This window comes from Achromobacter insolitus, assembly GCF_002209555.1.
GTDB lineage: Bacteria > Pseudomonadota > Gammaproteobacteria > Burkholderiales > Burkholderiaceae_B > Achromobacter > Achromobacter insolitus.
Genome location: NZ_NJIF01000010.1, coordinates 60,326 through 85,830, shown reverse-complemented (window position 1 = coordinate 85,830; position 25,505 = coordinate 60,326). Strand labels below are relative to the sequence as shown.

Here is a 25,505-nt window from a genome sequence, read left to right as displayed (position 1 = left end):
CGGGGTTCAGGCGGTCTGGTTCAGGCTGGCAAAATTGCGGCCGGAATCGGCCAATTGCACGAGCAGGGGAGACGGTTTCCAGAAGGCGGGGTCCTCTTGCGCGTAGCCGCGGATGTCGGCCAGCACGCGGTCCAGCCCCACGCTGTCGGCGTAGTGCATGGGACCTCCACGATGCCGCGGAAAGCCGTAACCGGCCAGGAACACCACGTCGATGTCGGACGGACGCTGCGCGATGCCCTGCAGCAGCACATTGGCGGCTTCATTGATCATGGCGGCCAGGTAGCGGCGCTGGATGTCCTCTGGCGTAAAGGAACGCGGCGTGACGCGGGCGCGGGCGCGCTCCGCCGCGATGATGGCGAGGACCTCGGGGTCCTGCTCGCCCTGGCGCGCGCCGTCCGGGTAAAGGTAGAAGCCGCGGCCGGTCTTCTGCCCGAACCACCCGCGTTCGCAGAGCCGGTCCGGAATCTGCACATAGCGCTGGGCCGGATCGCGGGTGGGCGCGCGGCGCTTGCGGGTGGCCCAGCCTATGTCGCCGCCGGCCAGGTCCGCCATCTGGTAGGGACCCATGGGGTAGCCGAAGGCGCGCACCGCAGCATCGATCTCATAGGGCGAAGCGCCGTCCTCCATTATCATGTCGGCCGCCTGGCGATGCACGGCCAGGATGCGGTTGCCGATAAAGCCGTCGCACACGCCGGCGCGCACCGGAATCTTGCGCAGGCGCCGCGCCAGTTCAAAGCCGGTGGCCACTGTATCGGCGGCGGTGTGTTCGCCCACCACGACTTCCAGCAGCTTCATGATGTTGGCGGGCGAAAAGAAATGCAGGCCCAGCACGTCGGCGGGGCCGCGCGTGGCAGCCGCGATGCGGTCTACGTCCAGATAGGAGGTATTCGTGGCCAGCACTGCCCCAGGCTTGGCGACGCGGTCCAGCTGCGCGAACACGGCCTGCTTCACCGCCATGTCCTCGAACACGGCCTCGATGATGAGATCGGCATCGTCCAGCGCACCGTAATCCGTTGCGCCGGTGAAACGCGCCAGCCGGCTTTCGCGCTCTTGCGGCGTGAGGCGGCCCTTCTTGAGCAGCAGGTCGTAGACCTGCGCGACGCGCGCGCGGCCGCGTTCCAGCGCGGGGTCATCCTGTTCGACCATGGTGACGGGAAAGCCGGCGTCCAGCGCCGCCACGGCGATGCCCGCGCCCATGGTGCCGCCGCCAACGATGCCGATGCGTTCCAGCCGGCGCGGCCGGGCAGGCTGTCCCGGCATCTTGGCGGTATCGCGTTCGGCGAAGAAGGCGTGTATCAGACCCGCGCGCTGGGGGCTGTCCAGGCATTGCAGGAACAGGGCGCGTTCGGTGCGCAAGCCCTCGTCGAAAGGCTGCTCGATGGCGGCGCGCACGGCCTCCACGATCTTGGCGGGCGAATACAGTCCGCGGGTGGTCGCGGCGACGCGTTCGGCGGCGGCCTCCACCTGTGCGAGCGCCGCCGTCTTGTCAGCGAGCGCGCCGGCGTCGCGGCTGCGGCGCGGGCCCGCGCCCACGGCCAGCAACTGGCGGGTGTAGGCCAGCCCCGCGTCCAGGGGATCTGCATCGCTGGACAGTGTGTCCACCAGTCCGGCCTCCAGCGCGGCTCGCGCGGACAGATGCTTACCGGTCAGCATGAGATCCAGGGAGGCCTGCGCGCCCATGAGGCGGGGTGCGCGTTGCGTGCCGCCCGCGCCGGGCAGCAGGCCCAGGTTCACTTCCGGCAGACCCAATTTGGCGCCCTCCAGGGCGACCCGATAGTGCGCGGCCATGGCGATCTCCAGCCCGCCGCCCAGTGCCGCGCCATGCAGCACGGCCACCACGGGCTTGGCGCTGGCTTCGATCTGGTTGCAGACCTCGGGCAGGATGGGCGCTTGCGGCGGCTTGCCGAATTCGCGGATGTCGGCGCCCGCGATGAAGTTCTTGCCCGCGCCCATGAGCAGAACGGCACGCACCTGCGGATCGGCTTGCGCTTCGCGGATGACGCGCGCCAGGTCGCCGCGCACGGCGGCGCTCAGGGCGTTGACGGGAGGGTGGTCGATGGTAACGACGAGGATGTCGTCGTAGCGGCGCGTGCTGGCCGCGCCGGTGCTTGCGCTGTCTGTCATGGACAGTGTCTCCGTTGTGGCCTGCCTCAGCGCGCCGCAGTCGACTGCCGCAAAGGCCAGGGCTGATGGGCCAGGAGCGGCCCGCTTGTTATTGGCCCATTCTTTCTCAGTAAAGAAGTCTTGACAATGACATCGATAATTGACATTGAGGTCAAAGAAATTTGACAATCACGCCGTGCACAGGATCGGCGCGGAGGCTCACGATGGACACCAAATCCCTGACATTGCTGGTGGAAATACTGGATGCGGGCAATCTCAGCGAGGCCGCGCGGCGCTTGAAGATGACGCGCGCCAATGTCAGCTATCACCTGAACCAGCTGGAGCGGTCGGTCGGCATGCAGTTGGTGCGCCGCACCACCAGGCATGTGGAGCCCACGGAAATAGGACTAAAGCTGTATCAGCATGGCCGCAGCATCCAGGACGAACTCGCGGCGGCCCGGGAGTCCGTCGAGACCCTGGGCAAGACGCCGCAGGGCAAAGTGCGCTTGAGCGTGCCCAGCGGCTACGGCCAGTTTGTGATGACGCCGTGGCTGCTGGAATTCAAGCGCACCTATCCCGATATCGTGCTGGACGTGCTGTTCGAGAACAGCGTTGATGACCTGTTGCGCGACGAGGTCGATATCGCCGTGCGCATCATGTCCGAGCCGCCCCAGAATCTCGTTGCGCGTGAACTGGGCCAGGTCCGCTACGTGGCCTGCGCCTCGCAGGCCTACATGGCCGCCCGCGGCCTGCCGCAGCGTCCGGAGGACCTGACGCGCACGCCGATCATCAGCGCGGCGGTCATCGGCCGTCCCTTGCGGCTTTCCGCCTACTACGGCGGCCAGCCGCGGCAGCACGTGGTGTTGGAGCCGACCGTCATTTCGCGCAACTACGCGTTTCTGCGCGACGCGACGCTGGCAGGGCTGGGCGTGGGCGTGGTGCCGGACTACGTGGTCCACGACGACATCGCGCGCGGCGATCTGGTGGCCGCGCTGCCGCAGTGGCGGCTGAGCATTTTCGGACGCGGCATGTACATGCTGTACATGCCCAACCGGCATCACCCGCGGGCGATCGCGATGATCATCGAATTCATCCTGGAACGGGCCCAGGCCGCCCACGAGGGCCGGCCGGGATTGCTGGGCGCGGCGGGCTAAAGCCTGTGGACATGCCGCGGTCGAGCGGGTTTCCTGACTGGGCGTTCAGCTTGGCGGGAATAAAATCCCGTTTCCTCACGGCAAACGGCCGCAGGGCCGCGCCCATCTTTTTCCAGGCCCGTCCATGTCCTCCTCCGACATCCAACTGCTTCTTACCGCCCTGGCCAGCGTGCTGGTGCTGGTTGCGCTTATCGTCTCGCGCATCCGCATGCATCCGTTGCTGGCGCTATTGATCGTTTCTATCGGCGTGGGGTTCGCCACCGGGATGGAGCCCGTTGCCATCGTCAAGAACCTGAGCAACGGCGCGGGCAAGACTCTGGGCGCGGTGGGCGTGGTGATTGCGCTGGGTGCGATGCTGGGCAAGATCCTGGCGGATTCTGGCACGACCGAACGCCTGGCCAATGCCATTCTCAGCCATACGTCTGCCCGCATGATTCCCTGGGCCATGACCCTGGTGGCTTTCGTTATCGGCATACCAATGTTCTTTGAGGTGGGCCTGGTGGTGATGCTGCCGTTGATCTTCAGCGTGGCGCGCAAGCTGGAAAGCCAGGAACGCTTCAAGGGCTCGGCCTACGTGTACGTGGGCGTGCCGGTGATCTCGGCCCTGGCTGCGATGCACGGCATGGTGCCGCCGCACCCCGGGCCGCTGACGGCGATCGCCACGTTGAAAACGACGGTGGGGCCGACCATGATCTACGGCTTTATCGCCGCGCTGCCGGCCATGATTTTCGGCGGCCCCTTGTATGGCGCGTTCATCTCGCCGCGCATGACGACGCGTCCGGACGAGGCGCTGCTCGAGCAGTTCACCACCACCCGGCAGGAAGCAGCCGGCCGTAACCCGCCCAGCGTCGGCCTGGGCGTGCTGGCGGCCTTGTTACCGGCGTTGTTGATGCTGGTGCACGCGGGCGCCGAGATGTTGCTGCCCAAGGGCTCCAGCGCCATGCGCGTGGCGGCATTCCTTGGGGATCCGATGGTCGCCATGCTGCTGGGCGTGCTGTTTGCCGCGTTCACGCTGGTGTTGATGCGGGGCGGGGATGCCGAAAAACTGCGCGACGCGATGGGCAAGAGTCTCAAACCCATTGCCGGCATCATGCTGATCATCGCGGGCGGCGGCGCATTCCAGCAGGTGCTTACCAGCGCCAAGGTGGGCGACGCCATCGTGCAGCTGACGCATCAGTTCTCGCTGCCGCCGCTGGCGCTGGGCTGGCTGATCGCCATGCTGCTGTCGGTGTCCACGGGGTCGGCCACGGTCGGCATCGTGGGCGCGGCGGGTCTGCTGGCACCGCTGGCGGGTGCCGATCCCAGCCTGAACCTGCCGCTGCTCGCCTTGTCGATCGGCTGCGGTTCGCTGTTCTTCAACTATGCCAATCACGCGGGCTTCTGGATGGTGAAGGAGTCCTTCGGCATGACCATGGGCGAAGCCACCAAGACGATCTCGGTAGTGCAGTCCATCGTCTCCGTGGTGGGACTCATCATGGTCCTGCTGTTCAACCTGCTGCCGCCCCTGGGCTGATCCAGCCCGGCCGGCGGCCGGCCTCTATTGTTATGCTGGGGCTGTCCACGCCGGAGAGCCCATGACAGACACGCCCCATTTCGCCGCCACGCATTCCGAGCTGGCTTCCGATGCGCGCCGCGCACAGCTGCGGCGCATGAAGATCGCCGCGCTGGCTCTGCTGGTGGCGATGGTAAGCGGCTTCATTACCAGCCATGTGATGGGCGGGCAGGGCGCCTGGGCTTGGGTGCGGGCGTTCTGCGAGGCGGCCACGGTCGGGGCGCTGGCCGACTGGTTCGCGGTGGTGGCGCTGTTCCGCCGGCCGATGGGCCTGCCCATTCCGCACACTGCCATCATTCCCAGCAACAAGGACCGCATTGGAGACAACCTGGCGGTCTTCGTGCGCGATCATTTCCTGGATCCGGACACGCTGATGGAGAAGCTGCGGGTGTTCGATCCGGCGGCGCGCCTTTCCCGCTGGCTGGCGCGTCCGCGTCAGGCGCGGGCCCTGAGCGAGGGCGCGCGCAATGTGGCGCTCCAGACCCTGGATCTATTGGATGACCGGGCGGTGCGCGGCGTGATCCAGGAATTCGTCGTGAAGAATCTGCGGCGCTGGGACGCGGCCGATACCGCGGGCGAGGTGCTGGGCCTGCTGACCCGTGACGGGCGGCATCAGGAGCTGCTGGATGCCGCGCTGGAGCGGCTGGGTGGCTACCTGGGTGACGAGGACGTGAAGGCGCGGGCGTCGAGTCTGCTGGTGAAGTTCGCGAAGAAGGAATGGCCGCGCATCATTGCGGCGGTGGACGTGGTCAAGTCGGTGGACGGCATCGCGGACAATCTGGCGGACCGGCTGGCGCGGGCATTGGTGGAGGAACTGCGCGAGGTGCTGTCCGAGCCCGGGCATCCGGTGCGGCGGGACTACGAAGCCTGGGTGCAGGACTACATCCGGCGGCTGAAGGATGATCCGGCCTTGTCGGCGCAGGTGGAGGCGCTGAAGCAGCGGGCGATCGATCATCCGAAGGTGCAAGAGTACGTGCAGGGTCTATGGGATGACATTCACGCGGCGCTGCGGCGTGATCTGTCGGCCGAGGATTCGGCGCTGGCGCGGCATCTCGAAAACGCCTTGCTGGCCTTGGGGCGCAAGCTGGGCGAAGACCCCGGATTGCGGGAAGCGATCAACAACCATGTGCTGGGCGGGGCGCGGCGCCTGACCGGAAGGTTGCGCAGCGGGGTCACGGAGCATATTTCCCGCACGGTGAAGAATTGGGATGAACGGCATCTGGTCGACGAGCTGGAACTGAGCGTGGGGCGGGATTTGCAGTACATCCGGTTCAACGGGACGTTGGTGGGCGGGTTGATAGGGGTGGGCTTGCATGCGGTGGTGTTGCTGATGCGGGGGTGATGCCCGGGGTGGCGTTTGTATCAGGAACGAAGATTGCTGGCGGACCGCGGGAGGCGAATGCTATTGTTTTTTTCGGCGTGGGCGGCAACGGGCCGGTCATGCACCACCGGGCGTCCGCGGCTCGCGGGCGCGTATCTTGGAGGCACTCCATGAAGAAAATCTCGATGCTGGTCACGGCGCTTGCGTTGGCTGGCGCGTCTGGCGCGGCGCTGGCGGAAAATGTGTCGATGTCGTTCCTGAGCGTGGACGGCGTGGGCAAGAGCGCTGGCACGATCTCCCTCAAGGACACCAAGGGCGGACTGCAGTTCACGCCGAACCTGAAGGGCCTGCCACCGGGCGAGCATGGTTTCCATGTGCATGAAAAGGGTTCCTGCGGGCCGGGCATGGTGAACAACCAGATGGCGCCGGGCGGCGCTGCGGGCGGGCACCTGGATCCCAAGGGCACCAAGGCGCACAAGGGGCCGATGGCCACCGATGGCCATCAGGGCGATCTGCCGTTCATCGTGGTTGCCGCGGACGGCTCGGCCAAGAAGGCGGTGGTGGCGCCGCATCTGAAGCTGGCCGACGTGAAGGGTCATGCGCTGATGGTGCACGTGGGCGGCGACAACTACAGCGATACGCCCGCACCCCTGGGCGGCGGGGGCGGCCGTCTGGTTTGCGGCGTGGTGAAGTAGCAGGCAGACTGCGTCAGGCCGTGCCGCGTCAGGCCGTGCCGTTGCGGCCGTACAGCCGGTAGCCTTCGCGTTCGGCGAGCCGGTCGTAGTAGGCGGCCACAGCCGGCAGCCGGGGCTTGTCGAATGGGGTGTGGAACCATCGATTGACCGACAGGCCCACCGGGATATCGGCCAGCGAGAACGCGGGGCCGGCGACGTGGCCGCCGGCCTGCTCCAGGCGCCGGTCCAGTATTTCCATCGTGTGCGTCCAGTCGCGGCAGGATGCCGCCAACGCGTCGCCGTCGCGGTGCGCGGGGGACAGGCGCGCGAGGGCCATGAAGGCGTAGCTCCAGGAGCGGTTCAGGTCGGTCGCTTGCCAATCCATCCACTGGTCGACGCGGGCGCGCAGGCGGGGCTCGGCGGGGTGCAGGTGCTGGCCGCCGTATTGCGCAGCCAGATAGCGGATGATGCTGTTGGACTCCCAAAGCACAAAATCGCCGTCCTGGATGACGGGCACCATGGCGTTCGGGTTCAAGGCGAGGAATGCGGGATCGTCGGTGGACTGGAAGCCGGAACCCCAGTCTTCGCGTTCAAAAGGCAGGCCTAGTTCGGCGCAGGTCCAGAGCACCTTGCGCACGTTGATGGATGAGGCTTTACCCAGGATTTTCAGCATCGTGCCGGCACCGTGTTGACTGACCGGTGCAGTCTAGCGGCCCGCCGCTGCCGCCGACAGATACAGATTTTCGTTTTTCCGTGCGCAACAGCGTTCAGCAGGCGCCGGCTTCGGGCTGGCTGCGCAACCGCAGCACCGGCGAGGTATACAGCACCACGAACTGTACGGCAAAGCCGGCGGTGGATACCCACAGGCAGGCCTCGACGCCGACCCGGGCGGCAAGCGTGGCGCCGATCAGCGCGCCCACGGGCCGCGCGCCGAAGGTGGCGGTCAGGATCACGGCGGACACGCGCCCCAGCAGGACGTTGGGCGTGATCGCCTGGCGCAGCGTGGTGGTGGTGATGGTCCAAAGGATAGGGCCGGCGCCAAACAGGAAGAAGCCCGCCGCCGCCCAGGCGCCGGACGGATACGCCAGGGTGGACAACAGGATGCCGCTTGCGATCAAGGCTGCCAGCGGGCCGACGGCGATCATGCCGCCAAAACTCAGGCGCTGGGCCAGCCAGGGCGCCAGCAGGGCGCCCGCCACCATGCCGCCGCCGTATACGCCCAGCGTGACGCCGACGGCCGCGGCCGACAGGCCCAGCCGTTCGATCGCGTAGGCCACGTAGATCGCCTGCAACACGAACCAGGCCGTGTTGAAGAACACGGCGGTCACCAGTACCGGGCGCAGCAGCGGGTGCGTGAGGACGAAGGCCGCGCCTTCGCGCAGTTCCTCCAGCAGGTGCCGGCGCTGCGCCGGTCCCGGCGTGTCGTGGCGCAGTCCCGCCAGCAGCCCCGCCGCCAGCAGCGACAGCACGGTGGCCAGCGCGTAGGCCGACGGCGCGCCCATCCAGCCGACCAGCGCCCCGCCGGCCGCCGGGCCGGCGGAGAAGGCGGTGCTGCGCGCCAGTTCGAGCCAGCGGTTGGCGCTGGCGAGTTCGGCGGGCGCGACCAGCCGCGGCACCAGCGCGGGGGCCGCGACGTTGTAGGCGACCGTGCCGACCGCGCCAAGAAATCCCAGCGCCGCCAGCCAGCCCAGGCTGAGCCCGCCCGTGGCCAGCAACGCCAGCAAGCCCAGCAGGCTGGCGGCGCGCACGCATTCGGCGGCGGTCATCAACGTGCGCCGCGATATCCGGTCCGCCAGCACGCCGGCGGGCAGGGACAGCAGCAGGAACGGCAGGGTTTGGGCGGTTTGCAGATAGCCCGTCTCAGCGGCGCTGGCGCCTAGCGCCAGTACCGCCACCAGGGGAGCGGCCGCCAGCGCCATCTGTTCGGAGAATTGCGCGGCCAGGTTAGAGGCGGCGAGGCGGCGGAATGCGGAGGGCAGGGCGGACATGGAGCGCGTATGGCGGAAACGGCAAGGGCACGATCATGATCGTGCCCTTGCCTGTCCGCACTCCGTTCCTTGCCACGGGCAAGGCTGAGTGGGGCGTCACGCCACGGGATCAGGGAATGGGAGGATAGTCGCCGAAGCCGTCCGGCCAGGGCGTCAGGACCTCGTAGCCTGTCTCGGTCACGACCACCATGTGTTCCCATTGCGCCGACAGCGAGCGGTCCTTGGTGACCACGGTCCAGCCGTCGGGCAACTGCTTGGTCTGGGGCTTGCCGGCGTTGATCATCGGCTCGATGGTGAACATCATGCCGGGTTGCAGCACGAGGCCTTCTCCGGGACGGCCGTAGTGCAGCACTTGCGGATCGTCGTGGTAGATCTGGCCAATGCCGTGGCCGCAGTACTCGCGCACGATGCTGAAGTGCTCGCGGTGGGCCACCGTCTGGATGGCATGGCCCACGTCGCCCAGCGTGGCGCCCGGCTTGACCGCCATGATGCCCGCGCGCATGGCTTCATAAGTGGTGTTGACCAGGCGCCGCGCCAGCGGGCTGGGCTGGCCGACGTAGTACATGCGGCTGGTGTCGCCGAACCAGCCGTCCTTGATGACCGCGACGTCGATATTGAGGATGTCGCCGTTTTTCAGCACCTTGGCCGACGGGATGCCGTGACAGATCACGTGGTTGGCCGAGGCGCAGATGGTCTTGGGAAAGCCGTGGTAGCCGACGTTGGCGGGAATGGCCTTTTGCACGTTGACGATGTAGTCGTGGCAAATGCGGTCCAGCTCATCGGTGGTGACGCCCGGACGGACATGCTCGGCAATCATGTGCAGCACTTCCGCCGCCATGGCGCCGGCCTTGCGGGCCATTTCGATGTCGGCGGCGGATTTGATGGAAACCTTCTTTGCCATTTATGCGGCCTCCTGCTGGGCGGATTGCGGTAGCCCTTGGGACAGCGAGGCGATGGCAAAGCCTTCTGCCTGTTCGATGCGGATCAGCAATTGGCAGATATCGGCGTGGCGCAGTTCGGGATAGAGCTCGGACAGCATGCCGATGCGCATCCAGTGTTCGGCCTGAGAGTTGATGGAGCGGCTGAGCGCGCCGCTGGCGACGCGAAGGTTCTCATGCATCTGCTCGGAAATCTTGACGATGCCCATGGAGTGAATGATCCATATATGGTTTGTATATGGAACGTATCTTACTGCCGATGGCCGGGCAGGCGCAAATCGAGCGGGCCGCGAGGCGGTGGCGACCCGCGTTAGCGCCCTTTGCCGCGCGCCGTTTTCTTGGCGCCCGCGCGGGGGGCGGCCTCCCTGGGAGGGGGTGCGAGAGCCGCGTGCACCTGCTCCAGCCACATCAGCGCATCGGTATAGGACAGGAACTGCTGCAGATAGCCTGGCGACACCTCGCGCATCAGGGACAGCGCGCGGTGCACCAGCTGATTGGAGTTGAGCGGGCCGGCGTTCTTGTGCACCTGTTCCTGCGACTGCCGGACCTGGCGATCGGCGCTGACCCGCGACCAGACGCTGCGGAAGTACTCGAGCGACTCCAGTTCGGGGTAGGAGGCGCGCAGGTTTGTGGTCCCGCGCGCATCAGCTCCGGGATCGGCCATGTAGGCGGTCAGCGCGGCCAGCGGGCCGGGTTCTGGCGTCGCGGCGGCAGGCCGGTTCGGCGTCGAGTCTGGGTCCCGGGCGCTATCCAGTTCGGACTCATAGGCCTGGATCAGCGCCGCCAGCTTGCCGTCCAGCAGCCTGCGGGCTTCGCCGCCGTGCGCCGCGGCACGGCGCTCCAGGGCGTCCATGAACTGGAAGCGGACGGGCGCGACGCGGTCCGCGCCAGCTTCGCGCCAGGCGTCCAGCATGGCTCGGGCGCCGACGAGCTCGCCGCGGGTGCCGTCACTGGCCATGCGATGTCCCGGCGTCGCTGGCGGGCTTGGGGATCGGGGCGATTTCCACCCGGCGGTTCTTGGCGCGGCCTTCCTCGTCATTGTTCGAGGCCACCGGCTGCTCGGAACCGAAGGCCGCGGCAAACACCGCGGACGACGGGACGCCCTCGTCGATCAGCGCGCGGGTCACGGTCAGGGCGCGTTGCGCCGAAAGGTCCCAGTTGTCGGCGAAGCGGCGGTTGCCTTCGCGCACCTGCTGGTCATCGGTGTAGCCGCTGACCATCAGGATTTCGTTGTGCGACTTCAGATAGGCCGACAGCGGCTCGATCAGGGTCTTCAGGACTTCCCGGCCTTCGGGCTGCAACTGGTCGGAGTTCAGCGCGAACAGCACGCTGCCGCTGATGCCGATGCGGCCGTCGATCAGGGTCACGCGGCCGGCGGCCAAGGGGCCCGCCAGCGCCTGTTCCAGTGTCTCGCGGCGTTGGGTTTCTTCCTGGCGCTGCTTGACCTCTTCCTCGAGCTGGGTGGATAGCTGCAGCTGCACGGCGACGACGCTGACCAGGATCAGCACGAAGGCGCCCAGCAGCACCGACATCAGGTCGCCGAAGACGGCCCAGGCCGGGACTGTCGGCTCCACGCCGCCGTCGATGTCCTCGCTCATGCCGTTTCCGCTCCGGCCGTGGCGCGTTGGCTGGCCAGTTGCTGCAGGTTCTCGATGATCTGCTTCTGCGACACCATGCTCAGGTCCACGACTTCGCGGGCCTGCGCCACGTAATAGGCGAGCTGTTCGTCACCGCGCGCGATGGACTTGTCCAGCGCCGCTTCGATACGTTGCAGATGCGCGACCAGCTTGTCGTTGGATTCGCCAAAGAGCTGCACGGCGGCGCCGAACGATTCGCCCAGGCTGGCCACTTCGACCGCGCCGCTCGCGACCTGCGCGGCCACTTCCGCCAGCCTGCCGGTTTCGGCCTGGACCTGGTCGGTGAACTGCGTGCCGACGCGGTCCAGCAGATCCGCGGACGAGGACACCAGCGCGTCCACCGCCGTGCGCTGTTCGGCGGCGGTATGGTTTACGGCGTCCAGCAGGGTGCCCAGTGTTTCCAGCAGGCGGTTGCGTTCTTCCAGCATGTCGTTGTCGCGCTCCATGCTGTCGGAGAGTTTCTGCCGCAGTTCGCCGATGACCTCGGCGGCGGCGCGCGGCGCCTCCGAGGCCGCCTGCACCAGGCGGCCGATTTCGGCGATGGTGTCGTTGGCGGACGCCTGGGCCTGGGCACTGATGTCCTGCGCGGTCACGGCCAGGGTGTCGCAGATCTGCTGCTGCTGGTTGGCCGTGTATTCGCTGGTGTGTTCCCATTCGGTGCGCAGCGTGTCGGCGATCGTGCCGAGCTTGCCGGTCCAGGCGTCCAGCCGCGCTTCGTCCTTGGCCGCCAGCGCGGTTTGCAGATCCGCTTGCGACTGTTCCAGCGTCTGCAGCAGCGCGGCCGAATGCTGTTCGAAGGCGGCGGCCGCGGCTTCCAGCGCCTGCTGGTTGTCGCCCGCCAGCTTGGCGTTGACCTGTTCCTGGCGTGCCTGCGCTTCGGTCCAGGCCTGGGTGACGCCGTTGGCCGCCGTTTCGAGGCGCGCCGAGGCGCTTTCCAGCAGGTCGGCCTGGGCCTGGGTCTGGGCAGTGATGTCGCGCGCGGTCTGGGCCAGTGTGTCGTTGACTTCCAGCTGGCGCAGGGCGGCTTGCGTGCCGGCCTGTTCCCACTCCTGGCCGAGCTTGGCGGCCATGGCGGTCAGGGTGCCGGTCCAGGCGGACAGGCGTTCCTGGTCGCGCGAGGCCAAGGTGTCCTGCAACCCGGCGTGGGACTGCTCCAGCGTTTGCAGCAAGGCCGCCGAGTGCTGTTCGAACGCGGCGGCGGCCGCTTCCAGCGCTTGCTGATTATCGCCAGCCAGCTTGGCGTTGGCCTGCTCCTGCCGCGCTTGCGCATCGGTCCAGGCCTGGGTGACGCCGTGGGCCGCCGTTTCCAGGCGGGCCGAGGCGTTTTCCAGCAGATCGGCCTGGGCCTTGGTCTGGGCGGTGATGTCGCGCGCGGTCTGGGCCAGTGTGTCGTTGACTTCCAGCTGGCGCAGGGCGGCCTGGGTGCCGGCCTGTTCCCATTCCTGGCCGAGCTTGGCGGCCATGGCGGTCAGCGTGCCGGTCCAGGCGGTGAGGCGTTCCTGGTCGCGAGAAGCCAGCGCGGCCTGCAGTTCGGCGTGCGATTGGTTCAGCGTCTGCAGCAGGGTGGCGGCATGCTGTTCGAAGGCCGCTGCGGCGGTTTCCAGCGCCTGCTGGTTGTCGCCGGCCAGCTTGGCGTTGAGGTGTTCCTGGCGTGTCTGCGCCTCGGTCCAGGACTGCGTAACACTGCCGGCCGCCGCTTCCAGGCGGGCCGATACGTTTTCCAGCAAGCCGGCCTGGGCCTGGGTCTGGGCAGTGATGTCGCGGGCGGTCTGGGCCAGCGTGTCGCTGACGGCTTGTTGGCGTGCCACCGTGTCGGCGCCGGCCTGCTGCCATTGCTGGCCCAGCGTCGTGGCCATGGCGGTCAGCGTACCGGTCCAGGCGGCCAGGCGCTCCTGATCGCGCGAGGCCAGCGCGGCCTGCAATTGCGCGTGCGACTGGTCCAGCGTCTGCAGCAGGGCAGCGGAATGCTGCTCGAAGGTGGCAGCTGCGGCGGCCAGTGCCTGGCGATTGTCGTCGGCCAGTTTTTCGCCGGCCTGTTCCTGGCGGGCCAGGGCGCTGGCCCATTGTTGCGAGACGCCGTTGGCTGCCGCTTCCATGCGGGCCGACACGCCTTCCAGCAGCTGAGCCTGGACTTCCGCCTGCGCGGTGATGTCGCGCACGGCCTGCGCCAGCGTGGCACTGATGGCCTCCTGGCGTTGGGCGGCCTGCGCGCCGGACTGTTCCCACTCCTGGCGCAGCGTGGCGCCCATGGCGCCCAGGGTTTCGGTCCAGGCGGCAAGGCGCTGCTGGTCGCGCGAAGCCAGTTCGGATTGCAGGAGGGTATGCGATTGGTTCAGGGTGCGCAGCAGCGAGGCCGAGTGCTGTTCGAAGCTGGCGGCCGCCGCCGTCAAGGCCTGCAGATTGTCGCCAGCCAGCTTTTCGCTGGCCTGTTCCTGGCGCGACAGCGCCTGGGTCCAGGCTTGGGACATGCTGCCGGAGGACTCTTCCAGGCGGGAGGAAACGCTGTCCAGCAAGGCGGCCGAGCGCTGTTCGAAGGTTTGGGCAAACTGCTCGAGCGAGGCGCGCAGGTTCTGGGACATTGCCTCGCTGGCGCGTTGCTGTCCGGCCAAAGCCTGGTTCCAGATATCGGCGACATTGCTGGTGGTGGCCTGCAGGTTCGCCGTCAGGCCTTCCAGTTGGCGCTGCACGGCCTCGGCCACCGTGTCCTGCAAGGACGCGGTTTCGCGCGACAGCCCGGCCATCGTCGCTTCAACCACCGGTTGCAGCGCGGCGCCGGCCGAGCGCGCGCTCTGCGCCACGGTTTCCTTCATGGATTGCTCCATGACGGCGGCCAGGCGCGAGTAGGCCGCTTCGGCCTTGCTCTGGAACGCATCCTGGCTGGCCATGTGGCGGTCGCTCAGGGCCTGGTTCTGCTGCGCCATGCCGTTCATCATGGTTTGCAATTGTTCGACCAGGGTGGGCATGGACTCGGCCTGGCGCTGCATCACTTCGGCCTGGCGCTGCAGCAGCTTGAAGGACTCTTCACGCTGATAGCCCTGCGAGTACACGCGCAGGGTGGTCGCGGCCTTGCTGTCCAGCAGTTGGGCCGCGCGCACCCGTTCGCGGCGGCACAGCGCCGCCAGCAAGCCCAGCATCGCGGAGCTGGCCACGCCGGCGATCGAGGTGCCGAACGCGAAGCCCAGACCCTTGACCGGCGCGGCGAGCGAGGCGCGTATGGCGGCGAGGTCGGTTGCGCTTTCCAGTGCCAGACCGGTGCCGCGCAGCGTCACGACCATGCCCAGGAACGTGCCCAGCATGCCCAGCAGCACCAGCAGGCCGACCAGATACGGCGTCAGGGCGGGGCCGGGCAGGCCGGCGCGCTCGCCTTCGATGCGCAGGCGCGTCGCGTTGCGCAGGGCAGGCGGCAGCTTGTCCAGCCAGGATCCCAGGTTGCCCGGCGCATCGGTCAGGTCCGACAAGGCGCGCGTCAGCGCAGAGGTTGCCTGCTGATAGCGCAGCAATTCGAGCGCGCCCGTCAGGTAGCAGACGGCAATCAGCAAGGTTACGGCCAGCGCCAGCGGGTTGCTGCCCGCATAGCCCATGCCGATCCAGCCCACGACGGCCAGACCCGCCAAGAAAACAACGAGATTAGTCAGATATTTGGACATAGTGTCCCGGTTAGCTGGCGCGAAGGGTGGCAAGCAGCCCTTCGACCGGTTGTAAACGAACATCCAATTCGGCAAGCAGGACGCTGCGCATGTCATTGCGGAACGTATCCAGCCATGCGCCTGGCGTGACAGCCGTCGGCGCCGGCGTTTCGTCCGCCTCGCCATCGGGCGCGGCTTCCGATTCGGCCTGGGCCTCGGCTTCGGCTTGCGCCGCAGCCAGCGCAGTGGCCTCGGCCTCGCGCAGGCGGTCGAAATGGCCTTGGAGCAATCTCGGAATCGCGCCGAACAGCGCGCGTTCCTTGGGCAACAGGGCGCGGTCCATGATGGCGTCGACCACCGCCAGGCGCGTCATTTCGCCATTCTTGGCCGCGACCATGCCCCGCAGCCGGCTGCGCAGATTACCCACGGCCGTTTCCATCGTGTGCTGCAACGATAGATAGCGTTGGCGAAAATTCGCGTAGTCGGCGTCGGCTTCGGCCAGCGCCGCCAGCTGCTTTGCGGGCGCGGGCGCTTGTCCAGGCACGGGCCGCTTGGCGGCCGTCGCCGCGGTGTCGCTGGCGATGGCGTCGGCCAGAGTGGTCCGCACGCGGGCGCATTCGCGTTCCTCGGCGCTGCTGAACATGCGCGCGCCGGGGGCGATCACCGGCGGGCTGGTGTTCAGCGCCGCCGAAAGCGCGATCGCATCCGTCCAGCCAAGCCACTGGCTCAGATGGTCCGAAAGCGATTGCCTGGATTGCGGGACGTCGGCATCCGTCAGGCGAGTCAGCAAGCGAATGAGCGTCGGGCCGCTTAAACCTGTGCGCTGTGGGGCCTGCAACATACCACCAGAGTCAAAAAGGGGGGAGTTTACACGGTGGACGGCAGGGTCAGGGGCAAGAGGCGGCTGGAAACGGCGGCATGCCCGGAAAAAGGGGGCCGCATCGTCTCGGGATGCAATATTGTGACGGGCGTCAGGCCGCGCGGCGGATCTGCAGATCGGGCGCCCGGGCGCGCGCCGGGTTGTCCAGATAGTCGGCCAGGAAATCGATGAACCGTCGGGTCCGCGCGGGCAGCAAACGCGTTTCGGTCACGGCGTGAACCTCGACGGGCGCCAGGCTCCACGCCGGCAGCACGCGCGCCAGTTCGCCCGAGCGCAGGCGGCCGCTTTCATCGCCGCCAAGCGCGGCAATGCCCGCGCCCAGCACGGCGAGCTGCCTGGCCATGCTGGCGTCGTTGGCGCCGTAGCGGTGCTCCACCGGCACCAGCAACTGGTCGCGGCCGCGTTGCAGCGGCCAGGGCGCGGGCTGGCCGCCTCCCGTGCGCAGGCCGATGCAGTCGTGGTGTTGCAGGTCGGCGGGGCTGGCGGGCGTGCCTCGGGCGGCCAGGTAGGCGGGCGAGGCGTACAGGTGGGCGTGGACCTCGCCCAGGCGGCGCGCCACCAGTGAGGAATCGGGCTGTTCGCCCAGACGGATCGACACGTCGCCGATTTCGGGCGGGTGCTCGGCGAACTCCGGTCCGGCCACGCTCATCTGGAGGCGGATTTCCGGGTAGCGGCCGCCGAACGCCACCAGCGCGGGTATCAGCGCGTCCAGGGCATAGGCGGCCGGCAGTTGGACGTGCAGCGGGCCGCTGGGAATTTCCAGCTGGTCGCGCAGTTCCTCGTGGGCAATCTCCGCCTCGGCCACGATGCGGCGGCAGCGCTCGAAGTACAGCCGTCCCGCGTCGGTCAGCTCCACCCGGCGCGTGTTGCGGCTGAGCAGGCGCAGGCCGACCGAGCGCTCCAGCTCGGCCACCTGCCGCGACACCGTGGAGGTGGGCATGCCGAGCGCGGCGGCAGCCCGGCTGAAGCTATGCGCCTTCGCCACTTCGGCGAACAATTCCATGCCATGCAGGCGTTTCATGTATGCATCTCCCGCGCGCGGTCCAGACGGACTTGCGCCAACTTTCATTGCTATGCGTGGATCGAGCGGGCCGGTAGACCCGTCTTCACAGGAGCGCATTGTCGGCACGGGGTATTAATAATTCTTTAAAGCGTTGCCGACAGGCAGAATGGGGCAGTCCGTCCTATGGGAAGAGGAGGGGCTGCCCCGTTCTCAGCGTATCGCGGGATAGCCTGCCGCCTCCGCGGCGCGCGCCATGTCGTTCAAGGCCGCATAAGAGGCCGGATTGGCAGGCGTGAAACGCGCTACATGGGCGGCGCGCAGCAATGGCGCGCAAGCGGGATCTTCATGCATTGCCACCAGCGCTTCCGACAGGGCCCGCACGGCGGCCTCGGCCACATCGGGTCCGGCGACCAGCAGCGGATTGGGCGTCCATGGCGTGTATGCCAGGGTGCGCACTCCAGCCAGCGCGCCCGGATCGTGCTCGCGCAGCAGATCCAGGTACCAGCCGTCGGCCGCGGTCAGATCGATTTCGCCTTCGGCCAGGGCGCGAAGCAGGCCCCGCGGATTGCCGTAGGGCCCCTTGGATGCCGCGAACAGGGAACCGCCGGCGGGCGCCAGGCCAGCCAGGGCCGCGCGCGGCGCGTTCCAGCCCGATTGCGAGTCAAGCACCATCCAGCCATAGCGGCTGCCGGCCGCATCGGCCAGCGACGACCATGTGCAGTCGGCGCGCACCAGGAATTCGCTGCGGTAGCGCGGCAGGTTTTCATAGGCGGGCCAGTCTGGCACCACCGCGGCCACGGCGGCAAAGGTCCGGCCCGCCTGCAGGGCCGCGATGTAGGGCCAGCCGCACATGAAGGCGCCGCACAGGCCGGGGCGTTCCCATAGCTCGCCGATGGGCGTGGGCCAGCCGTGCTCGACGAAGCGCACGCGCAGCCCGGCGCGCGCATGGGCAGTCTCCAGCAGCGCATGCCAGGCATCCCGCGCTCCCGGCGCCACGTCGTACATCCGGGTCGAAGTGATGAGCTCCATGGCGCGGCGCCTACGCGAATTTCAAGGTCTGGCCCAGACCCATTCCGCGGGCCTTTTCAAGCATGGCATGGCCCAGCGCGATGTCGGTGGTGGACAGGCCGCGGTGCCAGAACAGGATGGTCTCGTCGTCGCGCTCTCGGCCTGGTCTCAGGCCGGCCACGATCTGGCCCAGTTCGGCGTGAAGATTTTCCTCGGTGATGCGGTCGCTGTCGACGTGGGCGCGCAAGGCGCCGTAGGGCAAGCCTTTGCGGCATTGGCCCCAGTCATCGACCACCACCTTGCTCATGATGTCGGTCAGGCTCAGTTCCACGGCGCTCATGGTGCCATAGGGCATGACGAGGGCGCCGGGCTTGATCCATTCGGTCTTGAGCAGCGGCGTGGGCTCGGGCAGGCGCGAGGCCTCGACCACGATGTCGGCGCCCCGCACGCAGGACTCCCAATCGTTGACGACCTTCACCGGTTTGCCCAGATCGCGCGACAGGCGCTCGCCAAAGGCCTGCTGGCTTTCCGGGCGGCGCGAATGCACGCGGATCTCGTCGAAGTCGTAGAGGCTGTCCAGCAGGCGCACGTTCCAGTATGAAGTCCCGCGCGACCCGACATGGCCCAGCACCTTGCTGTTCTTGCGCGCCAGATACTTGGCGCCCAGCGCCGTCACCGCGCCGGTACGCATGTCGGTGATGGCGGTGGCGTCGACCACGGCCAGCGGCTTGCCATTGACCGGATCGAACAGATTGAGCAAGGCCATTTCCGAAGGCAGGCCGACCTTGTAGTTGTCGACGAAGTCGCTGACCACCTTCACGCCGGCCACGTGCAGCGGCTCGATATAGCCGCGCAGCACATTGAAGTGCCCTTTGGCGGAAGACTCGGGCACCAGGTGCATGCGCGGTTCGATGACGGTCTTGCCTCGTCCCTGGGCGTCGAGCGCGTTTTGCACTGCCGCCAGGATTTCCGCGTCGGTCAGGGCCAGCGCGCGGACGTCGGGGCCATTCAGGTAGGTAATGTCTATGGATTGCATGATGTCTCCTCTGTTATTGGATCGGTTGTATGCCGGCCTGCTTGACGATGGCCGCCCATTTGTCGGTTTCCTGCTGAATCGCCCGGGTGAAATCCGCGCGGCTTGAACCGGCGGGGTCGACGCCCAGGCCGGCGAACTTCTGGCGCACGGATTCTTTCTGGAGGGCCTGCGCGATGTCTGCCTGTAGCTGGTCGAGGATCGCGGCGGGCACCTTGGCCGGCGCGACGATGCCGTACCAGGAGGTCACGTCGAAGCCGGGATAACCGCTTTCGGCCACCGTGGGCACGTCCTTCAATTGCGGCAGGCGCTGCGGGCCCGCGACCGCCAAGGCGCGCAGCTTGCCGGACTGGATATGCGGCAACACGGTGGACACGCCGGCGAACATCATGTCCACATTGCCCGCCACCACATCGTTCACGGCGGCAGCCATGGCGTTGTACAGGATGTGGCGCGTGACGATGCCGGCCGACTGGTTCAGCAGTTCGCCCGCCAGGTGGGCGCCGCTGCCGGGGCCCGGCGAGGAGTAATTGAGCTTGTCCGGATGCTGGCGCGCATAGGCCACCAGTTCGGTGAATGTCTTGGCGGGCACGCGGTCGTTGACCACCAGCACATTGGGCGAGGTGGCCAGCATGGTCACCGGCGCGAAGTCCCTGGCCGTATTGAAAGACAGCTTGGTATAGAGCAGCGGGTTGACGGTCAGATTGCCGGCGGGCGCCAGAGCCAGCGTATAGCCGTCGGGATTGGCGCGCGCGACGTAGTCCATGCCGATGTTGCCGGAGGCGCCGACCTTGTTCTCAATGATGACCGGCACCCCCCATTTGCCGTTGAGTTCCTGGCCGACGATGCGGGGCAGCGCATCGGCGATGCCGCCGGCCCCGAACGGCACGACGATGGTCACGGGTCTGGCAGGATACTTGCCTTCGGCCGCCGCCGCGGGCCCGGACAGTGAGGCGGCCAGCAAGCTGCCGCCCAGGTACAGCGCAAGATACTTGTTCATGGAATTCCCCTTGTTGTCGGTCGGACTGTGGCGCGGCGCCTATCGCGCGGCGCCGCGCTCCGTGTCAAGAAACTGATCGGCGCGCGCAATGTCGTCGGCGAGCCTCCTGTCTTGCGAAAGAAATGGCACTTCCTGCCGGAAGGCCGCGAGCACCGCGCCGGTTCCCTTGCCCACGGCACGCTGCGGGTCGGCGCGGGTGCGCAGGTCCACAGCCTGCGCCGCGTGGATCAGTTCGATGCCGAGCAAAGTGCGCAGGCGCGCGGCCTGTTGCGCGACGCGTTGCGCGGCCAGCGGGCCGTTCGTGGCCACATCCTCGATGTTCCCCGCAACGGCCAGGGCGTCCGACGATACGGGCTGGGACAAGGCCCGGATCTCCGTGGCAAGCAGCGAAACGGGCTTCTGGATGGTGGTGTAGGCCAGTGTGGTTTCGTTGGGTGACAGAAAGCGCGGCAGCTTGGTGAAGGCCGGGTCGCCCATGCGCAGCACCCGCTGCGCCGAAGATTGGGCCACCTGCGACAGCGCGACCCCCACCGACTGCAACGGCACCACCCAGGCCGTGGGGTCGAACCCGGCGCTGGGCAGCACGGCGCCGCGCAGCTTGCCTTCGGTGACGTAATAGCGGGCCTCCTGCGGCGTCGCGCCAGCCGGCGGAGAGACGTCCAGCGCCACGGTCGGGTTGTCGTCCGACGTATTGATCTGCACCACCAACTGTGTGTCCAGCTGCCGCAAGGCTTCGCGGGCGGCGCCATGCACCTGGCTCACGGTACGGAAGCTCAAGGGGTCCTGCAGGGGACGCTGCGCATCCACCTGCCACAGCGCGCTGCCTTCAAGCAGCGACAGAATCCGCCGCGCCACCTGCTGCTGGGCCGGATACGGACGTTGGGCCTGGGTGGCGGGCAGCAGGGGAGCGACGTTGCCGTTCAGGCCTTCAAGCGACAGGGCGGCAACCTCGTCCGCGCGGTCCAGCACCCGGCTGGCGTCGTGCGCGGCCAGGATGGCCAGCGCCGCGCCGTAGGCATTGGAGCTCAGCAGGGAAAGGGAATCCTTGGCGTAAGGCTTGACCGGCGACAGGCCCGCCTGGCGCATGGCTTCGGCCGCCGGCAGGCGCTTGCCGCCGGCTTCCACCATCCCTTCACCCATCATGGCCAGGCCGATCTGCGGCAGGATAGTGATGTCGGCCTGGCCGACCGAACCTTGCCCGAGCACCACCGGCGTCAGGCCCTTATTAAGGAATTCAGCGTACTGACGGATCAGGGGCGGGCTCATGCCCGTGCCGCCGGCCAGCGCGGTGTTGAGCCGTATCAGCATGGCGGCGCGCACCGTGTCCGCCGATGCCGGTTCGCCATAGGCCACGGTGTGCGACAGCAACATGCGGTGGTTGAAAGCGGCGGACAGCGCCCGGGCCTCGTCCGACAACGTGTCGCCGGAGAAGATTGTCTGGTCCTTGTTCTGGCCGACGCCGCGATTCAGGCCGTACACGGGTTGTCCCAGGCGGCCGTACTCCAGCAGCAGGTCGTGCGAACGGGCCACGCGCTGCCACGCGGCCTCGGTGGGCGCTACGGGCTGGCCGCCGCGCGCCACGGCGACCACGTCCGCCGCAGTGAGCGAACGCCCGTCCAGTGCCAGGGGGGCTTGGCGGGCTGCTTCGTGCGTCTGCGCGGATGCGGCCAGCGCGGCGGCAGTGGCGGACATGGCCGGAGCGGCAGGGAGAGCGGCGGCGAGGGCCAGCAACAACGGACCAGCAAACCTGCGGGAAAAGCCTGTCTGAACGCGAACTTCAACAACGGGAAGACGACGCATCACAGCTCCTCGAACGGAGGAAGGGGGAAAGGAGGGGGGACTGCACCTTGAGCATGGACAAAGCCAGGCCGACGGCTTGCGCGCACACGATGGCTAAGGGGTGTTGCCCAGGTGCGGTGCGGCGGATGGCGCTCATGGCGCGTTCCGGGGATGCGGTATCGGCGAGATTTATTTAACTCGTATATACAAGTACAGTCAAGCGAAGAATGCGACCCTGTTTCTCTGGCCGGATCGACGGGGGCGCTTGTTAAAATGCGGCGCTCAAGTGCTTTGCCTGGCAAGGCTTTTCCCCGCTCCTGCCCATGTCCGTTACAGCCGCGTGGCAGGGGCAACGGCTTTTAATCAGTTCTTAAAACGCAGCCGGCATGCTGCGGCATCATTTACCCCTCTGGAGCTTTCTTGCGTGTCCTGCTAGTAGAAGACGACGCCATGCTGGGCGACGCCGTGCATACGAGCCTGGTGCAATCGGGCGCCGACGTGCAATGGGCGCGCGATGTCGCCCAGGCGCGCCTGGCTTTGGTGGAGCACGGCTTTAACGCCGTGCTGCTGGACCTGGGCCTGCCCGACGGCAGCGGCCTGGCGGTCCTGAAACATTTGCGCGCGCGCTACGACGCCACCCCGGTCCTGATCCTGACCGCCCGCGACCGGCTGAGCGAGCGGGTGCAGGGCCTGGACGCGGGCGCCGACGACTACATCGTCAAGCCGTTCCAGCTCGATGAACTGCTGGCTCGCTTGCGCGCCGTGGTCCGGCGCAGCAGCAATGCCGTGGTTTCGGCGCTGCGCTGCCGCGACGTGGTGCTGGAGCCCGCCCGACGGGCGGTGACCCGCGACGGCGTCGAAGTCAATCTCAGCGCGCACGAGTACCGGACGCTGCTGGCGCTCATGGAGCGCGTCGGCCACACGGTCAGCCGCGAACAGCTAGAGGCCGCCGTCTATGGGGACAGCGGCGCCATCGAAAGCAACACGGTGGCGGTCTACATCCACCAATTGCGGCGCAAACTCGGCGACAAGCTCATCGTCACAGTCCATGGCCTGGGTTATCGCATCGAGGCGCCGGAATGAAGACGCTGCGCAAGCAGCTGACCCTGACGCTGCTGTTGACGATGACCCTGTCCTGGATCGCCGTGTTTGGGTTCCAGCAATATGAAGCGACCCGTTCGCAGACCGGCGCGCGCGACCAGTGGCTGCACGACGCGGCCAGTCAGATGCTGGCTTCCCTGCCGGTCAGCCTGCTGGGCAACGAGGCTCCGTCCGAACGTTTCACGCCGCCTACGCCCAGCCGCGTCGACCGCGACAAAGTGCGCTTCCATTTGTGGTCGCTGGCTGACCGCCGGCTGCTCCTGCGCTCGCCGGAGTCGCCCGAGCAGCCCTTGAGCGGCGGTTTCCGGGACGGCTATTCCGACGTGACCGCCGACGGCATGGATTGGCGCGTGTATGCGATCTCCGACGCGCAGGGCCGCGTGCAGGTGCAAGTGGCCCGGCCGCAGAGCGAGTTGCGGGCGCAGTCTCTGCAAAGCCTGAAGCGCGGGCTGATCATCGTGTCCGTTCTGTTTGTGTTGCTGGCGGTGGTGAGCTGGGTAGTGGTCGGCCGTGCATTCAGGAAAGTGGACCGCGTCGGCGTGGCGGTTTCGCGGCGCGGTCCGTTCGACCTGGCGCCGCTGCCCATGGCCGGGATGCCCGGCGAACTGCGCCCCTTTGTCCGCTCGATCAATCAGCTGCTGCTGCGTGTCAAGGGCGGCATGGATCGCGAGCGCCGCTTTCTGGAGGATGCCGCGCACGAACTGCGCACCCCGCTGGCCGCCTTGAGCGCGCACGCGGAACTCGTGGCCCGCAGCGCCGGCTCCGGCGACGCGCCGGCGGCCATCGAGAAATTGCGCCTGGTGGCCCAGCGCACCTCGCGCCTGTCGGAGCAGCTGCTGGACCAGGCCCGCATGGACGCGCTTATTGCAAGCGCCGACGAGCCAGAATTGATCGAGCTGGACAAGCTGCTCGTCATGCTGGTGCGCGATTGGGAAACGGACGCAACCCGCAAGCAACTGCGCATCCAGCTGGACGTGCAGGCTTGCGTCGCCCGCGGGCGGCTGGACGCGTTGGGAGTGCTGGTGCGCAACCTGCTGGACAATGCCGTGCGCTATACGCAAAGCGGCGGCCAGATTGCCGTGTCTTGCGGGCCGTCGCCCGTTGGCGGGGCCTGCCTGCGCGTGGCTGACGATGGTCCCGGCATTGCGCCGCAGGAACGGTCGCGTGTGTTCGACCGCTTTTACCGCGCCCCGGGCAGCGCCGCCGGCGGCAGTGGCATCGGCCTGTCGTTGGTGGCGCAGATCGCGCAACAGCATGGCGCAAGAGTGGATCTGGACGTGGGCCTGCGCGGCAGGGGCGTGGGGTTGACGGTGACGTTCCCGCCCGTAGCCGGTACGCCGGTCGCCTGAATTCCCATCGTCGAAGATCAGCCTGCCGGATGGCCGGGCATCAGGACTGCGCTGCGCAAGCCTGCCAGATGGTAGATTAGTTTCCGGTCAGCGGACTGCGGGAGCGGCGGCAGTGGCGGGATTTCAATGGATGTTCTGATCACTACGGCTGCGCGCGCGCTGGCGGCCGGCAACCCGCTGGGCGCGCTGAACCTCGTGGCCTTGCGCGACGACGCGCCCGCGCTGGCCTTGCGCGGTATCGCCATGGCGCAACTGGGAGATTTTCGCCGCGCCCGCACCTTGCTGCGCACCGCGGCCAGGAACTTCGATCCCAAGAATGCGCTGGCCCGGGCCCGGTGCGTCGTGGCCGAGGCGGAAATTGCCCTGGTTTCGCGCGACCTGTCCTGGCCGGAGAAGGCGCTGGAGGCCGCGCGAGCCGCGTTGGACGCCCACGGCGATCCTGCAAATGCCGCGCACGCGCGGCATTTGCAGGCCAGGCGCGAATTGCTGATCGGTCGGCTCGATCGCGCCGAGGACGCCCTGGCCATGCTGGATCCGGGCACCCTGGCGCCGGCGTCCCGCGCCATCCACGAACTGATCGCAGCCGGCATTGCCTTGCGGCGGCTGCGCACGGGCCCGGCGCGCGCGGCGTTGACGCAGGCCGAGCTGGCAGCTCGCGTTGCCGGCATTCCGGCCCTGATGGCCGAAGTCGAACACGCTACGCTGGTCCTGAACACGCCCGCCGCGCGGCTGGTCGGGCAGGGGGGCCAGCGGCCCATCCTGCTGGATGAAGTGGAAGCGCTGCTGGCGTCCGACATGCTGGTGGTGGACGGATGCCGCCATGCGGTGCGCGGAGAGGGTCTGGAGATCCCGCTGGCCAGCCGTCCGGTGCTGTTCGCGCTGGCCCGCGTCCTGGCTGAAGCCTGGCCCCAGCCCGCGCCCAGGGAAACACTCATAGCGCAGGCCTTTCGAACCGCTTACTTCGACGAGACGCACCGCGCGCGCCTGCGTGTCGAAATCGGGCGCCTGCGCGCGGCCTTGGAAGGGGTGGCCGGGATCAGCGCGGCGCGCGGCGGCTTTGTCCTGAAGCCAAGAGAGGGCAGGCAGGTGGCGTTGCTGGCGCGGCCCGCCGGCGAAGGCGACAGGGACCAGGGAGCCGTCCTGGCCTGCCTGGCCGATGGCGAGGCCTGGTCCAGTTCGGCCCTGGCGCTGGCGCTGGGCGCAAGCCAGCGCACCGTGCAGCGCACGCTGGACGCACTGGCCGCGGCCGGCAAGGTGCGGGCTTGCGGGCAAGGCCGGGCCCGCCGCTGGATGACGCCGCCCGTGCCGGGATTCACGACAACCTTGTTACTCCCGGCCGCGCTCGCCGACAACTAGCAT

At 67.8% G+C, this 25,505-nt stretch carries 21 protein-coding genes; 7 read left to right on the top strand and 14 right to left on the bottom strand.

Annotated features, from left to right (window positions below; translation table 11 throughout):
* Positions 1 to 6: 6 nt before the first annotated feature.
* On the bottom strand, positions 7 to 2,124 hold the full coding sequence (locus tag CEY08_RS24660) for a 3-hydroxyacyl-CoA dehydrogenase NAD-binding domain-containing protein (RefSeq protein WP_076813928.1): 2,118 nt from the start codon (positions 2,122 to 2,124) through the stop codon (positions 7 to 9).
* Positions 2,125 to 2,327: 203 nt separating this feature from the next.
* Here CEY08_RS24660 and CEY08_RS24655 point away from each other — a divergent pair, with 203 nt between their 5' ends.
* The 4 genes from CEY08_RS24655 to sodC all read left to right on the top strand — a co-directional run bounded on the left by CEY08_RS24655 (position 2,328) and on the right by sodC (position 6,825).
* On the top strand, positions 2,328 to 3,257 hold the full coding sequence (locus tag CEY08_RS24655) for a LysR family transcriptional regulator (RefSeq protein WP_063639918.1): 930 nt from the start codon (positions 2,328 to 2,330) through the stop codon (positions 3,255 to 3,257).
* A gap of 124 nt (positions 3,258 to 3,381) precedes the next feature.
* Entirely contained in the window at positions 3,382 to 4,770 is a 1,389-nt protein-coding gene (locus tag CEY08_RS24650) for a GntP family permease (protein WP_063962359.1), read from the top strand.
* 61 nt (positions 4,771 to 4,831) lie between these two features.
* Positions 4,832 to 6,151, top strand: coding sequence for a DUF445 domain-containing protein (locus CEY08_RS24645; protein ID WP_076813925.1), 1,320 nt, complete (start codon positions 4,832 to 4,834; stop codon positions 6,149 to 6,151).
* Between the two features lie 149 nt (positions 6,152 to 6,300).
* Complete coding sequence (sodC, locus tag CEY08_RS24640) at positions 6,301 to 6,825, top strand: superoxide dismutase family protein (protein WP_063639914.1); 525 nt, start codon at positions 6,301 to 6,303, stop codon at positions 6,823 to 6,825.
* A 28-nt stretch (positions 6,826 to 6,853) separates the two neighbouring features.
* Here the strand turns inward: sodC and CEY08_RS24635 are convergent, their stop codons facing one another.
* From CEY08_RS24635 to CEY08_RS24575, 13 genes are all read right to left on the bottom strand, one after another.
* Positions 6,854 to 7,477 carry a glutathione S-transferase family protein gene (locus CEY08_RS24635; protein WP_076813923.1) on the bottom strand — a complete coding sequence of 208 codons (624 nt, stop codon included), beginning with the start codon at positions 7,475 to 7,477 and terminating at the stop codon, positions 6,854 to 6,856.
* A gap of 94 nt (positions 7,478 to 7,571) precedes the next feature.
* Positions 7,572 to 8,792 carry an MFS transporter gene (locus tag CEY08_RS24630; RefSeq protein WP_076813920.1) on the bottom strand — a complete coding sequence of 407 codons (1,221 nt, stop codon included), beginning with the start codon at positions 8,790 to 8,792 and terminating at the stop codon, positions 7,572 to 7,574.
* Between the two features lie 109 nt (positions 8,793 to 8,901).
* Positions 8,902 to 9,693, bottom strand: coding sequence for a type I methionyl aminopeptidase (map, locus tag CEY08_RS24625; protein ID WP_042793869.1), 792 nt, complete (start codon positions 9,691 to 9,693; stop codon positions 8,902 to 8,904).
* A complete protein-coding gene (locus CEY08_RS24620; protein WP_042793868.1) occupies positions 9,694 to 9,939 on the bottom strand; it encodes a ParD-like family protein in 246 nt (81 codons plus the stop codon). It lies immediately after the preceding gene.
* Positions 9,940 to 10,040: 101 nt separating this feature from the next.
* Positions 10,041 to 10,688 (bottom strand): DUF2894 domain-containing protein, encoded by a 648-nt coding sequence (locus CEY08_RS24615; RefSeq protein ID WP_076813918.1) that lies wholly within the window; start codon positions 10,686 to 10,688, stop codon positions 10,041 to 10,043.
* Positions 10,678 to 11,328, bottom strand: coding sequence for an OmpA family protein (locus CEY08_RS24610; RefSeq protein WP_076813916.1), 651 nt, complete (start codon positions 11,326 to 11,328; stop codon positions 10,678 to 10,680). Before CEY08_RS24610 ends, CEY08_RS24615 begins: the two co-directional genes overlap by 11 nt.
* Complete coding sequence (locus tag CEY08_RS24605; protein ID WP_076813914.1) at positions 11,325 to 15,014, bottom strand: DUF802 domain-containing protein; 3,690 nt, start codon at positions 15,012 to 15,014, stop codon at positions 11,325 to 11,327. The genes CEY08_RS24610 and CEY08_RS24605 overlap by 4 nt, the downstream gene beginning before the upstream one ends.
* 10 nt (positions 15,015 to 15,024) lie before the next feature.
* On the bottom strand, positions 15,025 to 15,834 hold the full coding sequence (locus CEY08_RS24600; protein WP_076813912.1) for a DUF3348 domain-containing protein: 810 nt from the start codon (positions 15,832 to 15,834) through the stop codon (positions 15,025 to 15,027).
* 130 nt (positions 15,835 to 15,964) lie between these two features.
* Positions 15,965 to 16,894 (bottom strand): LysR family transcriptional regulator, encoded by a 930-nt coding sequence (locus CEY08_RS24595; protein WP_042793866.1) that lies wholly within the window; start codon positions 16,892 to 16,894, stop codon positions 15,965 to 15,967.
* Between the two features lie 192 nt (positions 16,895 to 17,086).
* Positions 17,087 to 17,905 (bottom strand): phosphate/phosphite/phosphonate ABC transporter substrate-binding protein, encoded by an 819-nt coding sequence (locus CEY08_RS24590; protein ID WP_076813910.1) that lies wholly within the window; start codon positions 17,903 to 17,905, stop codon positions 17,087 to 17,089.
* 10 nt (positions 17,906 to 17,915) lie between these two features.
* Positions 17,916 to 18,920 carry an ornithine cyclodeaminase family protein gene (locus CEY08_RS24585; protein WP_076813908.1) on the bottom strand — a complete coding sequence of 335 codons (1,005 nt, stop codon included), beginning with the start codon at positions 18,918 to 18,920 and terminating at the stop codon, positions 17,916 to 17,918.
* A 13-nt stretch (positions 18,921 to 18,933) separates the two neighbouring features.
* Entirely contained in the window at positions 18,934 to 19,917 is a 984-nt protein-coding gene (locus CEY08_RS24580; RefSeq protein WP_076813906.1) for a Bug family tripartite tricarboxylate transporter substrate binding protein, read from the bottom strand.
* Between the two features lie 39 nt (positions 19,918 to 19,956).
* Positions 19,957 to 21,609 carry an HAL/PAL/TAL family ammonia-lyase gene (locus tag CEY08_RS24575; protein ID WP_076813904.1) on the bottom strand — a complete coding sequence of 551 codons (1,653 nt, stop codon included), beginning with the start codon at positions 21,607 to 21,609 and terminating at the stop codon, positions 19,957 to 19,959.
* 507 nt (positions 21,610 to 22,116) lie between these two features.
* Between CEY08_RS24575 and CEY08_RS24570 the strand changes: the two genes are divergently transcribed.
* The 3 genes from CEY08_RS24570 (at position 22,117) to CEY08_RS24560 (ending at position 25,502) form a co-directional block, all read left to right on the top strand.
* Positions 22,117 to 22,779 carry a response regulator transcription factor gene (locus tag CEY08_RS24570; protein WP_042793862.1) on the top strand — a complete coding sequence of 221 codons (663 nt, stop codon included), beginning with the start codon at positions 22,117 to 22,119 and terminating at the stop codon, positions 22,777 to 22,779.
* Positions 22,776 to 24,146 (top strand): ATP-binding protein, encoded by a 1,371-nt coding sequence (locus tag CEY08_RS24565; RefSeq protein ID WP_076813901.1) that lies wholly within the window; start codon positions 22,776 to 22,778, stop codon positions 24,144 to 24,146. The genes CEY08_RS24570 and CEY08_RS24565 overlap by 4 nt, the downstream gene beginning before the upstream one ends.
* A gap of 126 nt (positions 24,147 to 24,272) precedes the next feature.
* Positions 24,273 to 25,502: a helix-turn-helix domain-containing protein gene (locus CEY08_RS24560; protein ID WP_076813899.1), complete on the top strand. Its 1,230-nt coding sequence runs from the start codon at positions 24,273 to 24,275 to the stop codon at positions 25,500 to 25,502.
* The last annotated feature ends 3 nt before the right edge of the window (positions 25,503 to 25,505 follow it).

Excerpts from the sequence above, each read along its gene's own strand:
- CEY08_RS24660 (WP_076813928.1), bottom strand. The coding sequence starts at position 2,124 with ATGACAGACAGCGCAAGCACCGGCGCGGCCAGCACGCGCCGCTACGAC.
- CEY08_RS24655 (WP_063639918.1), top strand. The coding sequence starts at position 2,328 with ATGGACACCAAATCCCTGACATTGCTGGTGGAAATACTGGATGCGGGC.
- CEY08_RS24650 (WP_063962359.1), top strand. The coding sequence starts at position 3,382 with ATGTCCTCCTCCGACATCCAACTGCTTCTTACCGCCCTGGCCAGCGTG.
- CEY08_RS24645 (WP_076813925.1), top strand. The coding sequence starts at position 4,832 with ATGACAGACACGCCCCATTTCGCCGCCACGCATTCCGAGCTGGCTTCC.
- sodC (WP_063639914.1), top strand. The coding sequence starts at position 6,301 with ATGAAGAAAATCTCGATGCTGGTCACGGCGCTTGCGTTGGCTGGCGCG.
- CEY08_RS24635 (WP_076813923.1), bottom strand. The coding sequence starts at position 7,477 with ATGCTGAAAATCCTGGGTAAAGCCTCATCCATCAACGTGCGCAAGGTG.
- CEY08_RS24630 (WP_076813920.1), bottom strand. The coding sequence starts at position 8,792 with ATGTCCGCCCTGCCCTCCGCATTCCGCCGCCTCGCCGCCTCTAACCTG.
- map (WP_042793869.1), bottom strand. The coding sequence starts at position 9,693 with ATGGCAAAGAAGGTTTCCATCAAATCCGCCGCCGACATCGAAATGGCC.
- CEY08_RS24620 (WP_042793868.1), bottom strand. The coding sequence starts at position 9,939 with ATGGGCATCGTCAAGATTTCCGAGCAGATGCATGAGAACCTTCGCGTC.
- CEY08_RS24615 (WP_076813918.1), bottom strand. The coding sequence starts at position 10,688 with ATGGCCAGTGACGGCACCCGCGGCGAGCTCGTCGGCGCCCGAGCCATG.
- CEY08_RS24610 (WP_076813916.1), bottom strand. The coding sequence starts at position 11,328 with ATGAGCGAGGACATCGACGGCGGCGTGGAGCCGACAGTCCCGGCCTGG.
- CEY08_RS24605 (WP_076813914.1), bottom strand. The coding sequence starts at position 15,014 with ATGTCCAAATATCTGACTAATCTCGTTGTTTTCTTGGCGGGTCTGGCC.
- CEY08_RS24600 (WP_076813912.1), bottom strand. The coding sequence starts at position 15,834 with ATGTTGCAGGCCCCACAGCGCACAGGTTTAAGCGGCCCGACGCTCATT.
- CEY08_RS24595 (WP_042793866.1), bottom strand. The coding sequence starts at position 16,894 with ATGAAACGCCTGCATGGCATGGAATTGTTCGCCGAAGTGGCGAAGGCG.
- CEY08_RS24590 (WP_076813910.1), bottom strand. The coding sequence starts at position 17,905 with ATGGAGCTCATCACTTCGACCCGGATGTACGACGTGGCGCCGGGAGCG.
- CEY08_RS24585 (WP_076813908.1), bottom strand. The coding sequence starts at position 18,920 with ATGCAATCCATAGACATTACCTACCTGAATGGCCCCGACGTCCGCGCG.
- CEY08_RS24580 (WP_076813906.1), bottom strand. The coding sequence starts at position 19,917 with ATGAACAAGTATCTTGCGCTGTACCTGGGCGGCAGCTTGCTGGCCGCC.
- CEY08_RS24575 (WP_076813904.1), bottom strand. The coding sequence starts at position 21,609 with ATGTCCGCCACTGCCGCCGCGCTGGCCGCATCCGCGCAGACGCACGAA.
- CEY08_RS24565 (WP_076813901.1), top strand. The coding sequence starts at position 22,776 with ATGAAGACGCTGCGCAAGCAGCTGACCCTGACGCTGCTGTTGACGATG.
- CEY08_RS24560 (WP_076813899.1), top strand. The coding sequence starts at position 24,273 with ATGGATGTTCTGATCACTACGGCTGCGCGCGCGCTGGCGGCCGGCAAC.